Source organism: Ramlibacter sp. (assembly GCF_035706265.1).
GTDB lineage: Bacteria > Pseudomonadota > Gammaproteobacteria > Burkholderiales > Burkholderiaceae_C > Ramlibacter.
Window position 1 is genome coordinate 1 of record NZ_DASSVG010000714.1, and the last position, 3,828, is coordinate 3,828.

Here is a 3,828-nt window from a genome sequence, read left to right on the forward strand (position 1 = left end):
ACGCCCATCCCGGCGGCCAGCTGAACCCAGCCGAGATCCGGATCCCCCAGGTCCAGCATCCGCAAGGCGGTCGGACCCGGGGTCGCCCCCACTCCCCGGTATTCGCCCTGCAGGATCGCGTACTTGCGGTTGTTCAGCAGCACCGTCGTGCACGGCAGCTTCTCCCGCGCCTGGGTCCACAGCGCCTGCAGCGAATACATGGCCGAGCCATCGGCCTGCAGGCTGATCACGCGGCGCTGGCCGCCCGCCCCGAGCGCTGCGCCGGTCGCCACCGGCAGCCCGGCGCCGATCGCGCCACCGACCAGGTGCAGCCAGTCGTGCGGCGGCGCCGCATGCGAATGCTTGTAGAAGCCGCGGCCGAAGGAGATGCTCTCGTCGGAGACGATGCTGTGCTCGGGCATGAGCGCGGCCAGCGTCTGCGCCAGCTTGTCGGGCGTGGGGGCGCCGCTGGCCGGCTGCGGGCGCGGGCCGGGGTCGGGCAGCGGCACATCCTTCGCGCCCAGCGCCTCCGCGAGCGCGCGCAAGGCCGAGCGCGCATCCTGCTCCGGCCGCGTCAGCACGTGCATCTGGGCCTGCGGGGGCGCCTGCAGCGAGGGCTTGCCCGGATAGGCGAAGAAGGCCACCGGCGGCCGGCCGCCGACCAGCAGGATGTGCTCGAACCGGCCCAGCACTTCCATGGCCAGGTCGGTGTTGTAGGGCGTGCGCTCCAGCTGCAGGCGGCCGCGGCCACGCTCCACGTCCGCATTCATGTAGTCGGCCATCAGCTGCGCGCCGGTGGCCTGCGCGATGCGCCAGGCGAGCGCCTGCGCCTCGCCGCGCACGCCGCCGCCGGCCAGCAGGATCAGCGTCGGCCGGCCGCTGCGCAGCACGCGCGCGGCCTGCTCGATCGCGAAACCGTCGAAGGGCGGTGGCGCCGGCACGGGCAGCGGCTCGGCGGCGATGCCGCCTTCGTCCCACGACGCGTCGGAGGGCAGGATCAGCGTGGCGATTTGCCCCGGCGACGTGCGCGCGGCCTGCACGGCCGCTGCCGCGTCGCGGCCGACGTCCGCCGCGTTCGTGCTGGTGCGCACCCAGGCCGAGACGGTGCGGGCCAGGCCTTCGGTGTCGGCCGTGAGCGGCGGATCGTGCGGCCGGTGCCAGGTGGCCTGGTCGCCGACGATGTTGACGATGCCGCTGTGCGCGCGGCGGGCGTTGTGCAGGTTGGCGAGGCCATTGGCCAGGCCGGGGCCGCAGTGCAGCAGCGTGCAGGCCGGCTTGCCTGCGATGCGCCAGTAGCCATCGGCCATGCCGGTGACCACGTTCTCCTGCAGGCCCAGCACGCAGCGCATGCCCGCGCTCTGGTCGAGCGCGGCCACGAAATGCATCTCGCTGGTGCCGGGGTTGGCGAAACAGGTGTCGACGCCGGACGCGAGAAGCGTGGCGACGAGGCTGCGGGCGCCGTTCATGGCGGGGTCCTCCTTGAAGCCCCTCATCTTAGAGGGCCCCGCGCGAGGCCCCTCTCAGTCCACCTTGGCGCCGGAGAAGTGGACGATCTTGGCCCACTTCTCGGTCTCCATCTTGTGGATGGCCCAGAACTGTTCCGGCGTGCCCGGGATCGGCATGCCGCCCAGGTCGGCCAGCTTCGCCTTCATGCCGGGGTCGGCCAGCGCGGCGTTCACTTCCCGATTGAGCCGCTGCACGGCGGCGGCCGGCGCGCCCTTGGGCATGGCGATGCCGAACCAGGCGCTGGCCTCGTAGCCCGGCACCGTTTCGGCCACCGCCTGCACGTCGAGCGCCGGCGAACGCTGCGTGGTGGTGACGCCCAGCGCGCGCAGCGAGCCGCCGCGGATGTGGCCGATGATCGACGGCATGTTGTCGAACAGCACGTCCACCTGGCCGCTGATCAGGTCGGTGATCGCCGGGCCCGCGCCCTTGTAGGGCACGTGCTTCATGTCGATGCCGGTCATGAACTTGAACATCTCCCCCGACAGGTGCACCGAGGTGCCCGAGCCGGAGGAGGCCATGTTGACCTTGCCCGGGTTCTTCTTCGCGTACTCGATGAACTCCGCGACCGTCTTGGCGGGGAAGTTCTTGGTCACCGTCATCACGTTGGGCACGCGGACGATGCCGGCCACCGGCGCCATGTCCTCCAGGAAGTTGAAGGGCAGCTTGGGGTAGAGCGTGGCGTTGATCGCGTTGGCCGGGTTGACCAGGAAGATCGTGTAGCCGTCCGGCGCCGAGCGCACGGCCATCTCGGTGCCGATGTTGTTGCCGCCGCCGGCCTTGTTCTCCACCACCACCTGCTGGCCGAGGCGCTGCGTCAGCCACGTGCTCATGAGGCGCGCCAGCAGGTCGGTGGTGCCGCCGGGCGGATAGGGCACGATGAACTTGATCGGCTTGGTGGGGTAGTCGGACTGCGCCGAGGCCGGCAGCGCAAAGACGCTGCCCGCCAGCACCAGGCCCGTGAGAATCCTCGAAATCAGACGCATCGCCGCTCCAGTGACAGGGAAGCGGCGCAGGCTAAGGGCCGGCGGTGCCAGCGTCAATCGGGAGTCACGGCAGGGCTGCGGCCCGTCATTCCCGCGTAGGCGGGAATCCAGTGCCCGCGCGGGGATGCCAAGAAAAAAGGGGGATGCTCGCGCATCCCCCACCCCACGTCTTCCCTTGGAGAGGAAGTGTCACACGTTCATTTGCCCACGGACACCGCCTGGGCGAAGATGATCTTGTCGAAGGTGCGGCCGAGCGAGCGGGCGGTGAAGTTGCTCATCTGCGTGCCGCCTTCCCACTGCACCTTGTCGCCGGCCTTCATCGGCGTTTGCATCGCGGCCACCCACACGGTCTTGCCGCTGCCCTGGTCCACTTCGATGTAGCTGTAGCCGGCTGCGTTGGTGACGGTCTTGACCGTGCCGCGCGCGGACGGGTCGGCTGCTGCCGCCGCAGCCGGAGCGCCCGCAGCCGCCGCGGCCATCTGGTCCGCGGTCGCGGCCGGCATGCCGTTGGGGAAGGTGCCGTGCGGCGCCACGGCCACCGCGGCCTGGCCCGCGGGGGCCCAGCGGTCCACGAACAGGATCTCGTCGAAAGTGCGGCCGAGCGACTTGGACGGGAAGTCGCGCATCAGGCCATAGTTGCCCCACTCCACCTCGGTGCCCGGCTTGACGGCGATGTGCGAGCCGGCGATCCAGACCTTCTTGCCGGAGGCCATCTGCACTTCGGCATAGGTGTAGCCGCCGCCTTCGAGCGCCTGCAGGACCTTGCCGCGGTTGTGCGAGGCGCCGGGTGCGGCCGGGGCGGCGTTGGCGCCGAGGATGTCGACCGACTGGCCCTTGGCCTGCGGTGCGGCCGCGGCGGCCTGCTGCGCCACCGGCGTCGCGGCCGGTGCGGCGGCAGCGGGCGCCTCCGCGGCCGGGGCGGCAGCGGCCGGCGCGACGGCCTGCGGGGCGGCAGCGGCTGCCTCGGGGGCGGCCGTCACGCTGCCACCGGCGGCAGGCGCCGGCGCAGCGGGGGCGGATGCTTCTTGCTGGGAGCAGCCCGCCAGCAGGGCCAGGACGGCGGCGACGGTCACGAGGGGACGGAACACGGAATCTCCTTGACGGGCAGGCAGGCGGCCTGCAATGGAGGCGATTCTTGGCGCCGGGCCGCCGGTCCCACTTGATCTGCCTCAGTCGGGGCCGCATCGGCGGCGCCGCGCGTCAGGGTTGCGCCGGGCAGCGGCGCGGGCACTCTGGGGCCAGAATCCCCCGCAACAGGGCCTGCCGGGCCCGCAAGGGATGCAGCAATGACGTGGTCGATCCTGGCGCGCGACGAGGCCGGACGCTTCGGTGCCGCCATCGCGAGCCGCTTCTTCGCGGT

Annotated in this window: 3 protein-coding genes; all 3 read right to left on the reverse strand. The window is 71.8% G+C overall.

Annotated elements, in window-relative coordinates:
* The coding region (locus tag VFM98_RS25650; protein ID WP_325112718.1) for an acetolactate synthase large subunit at positions 1-1,445 on the reverse strand (1,445 nt) is incomplete at its 3' end.
* A 54-nt stretch (positions 1,446-1,499) separates the two neighbouring features.
* Positions 1,500-2,468 (reverse strand): tripartite tricarboxylate transporter substrate binding protein, encoded by a 969-nt coding sequence (locus tag VFM98_RS25655; RefSeq protein WP_325112719.1) that lies wholly within the window; start codon positions 2,466-2,468, stop codon positions 1,500-1,502.
* A 197-nt stretch (positions 2,469-2,665) separates the two neighbouring features.
* Positions 2,666-3,556: a hypothetical protein gene (locus tag VFM98_RS25660; protein ID WP_325112720.1), complete on the reverse strand. Its 891-nt coding sequence runs from the start codon at positions 3,554-3,556 to the stop codon at positions 2,666-2,668.
* Between the last annotated feature and the right edge of the window lie 272 nt (positions 3,557-3,828).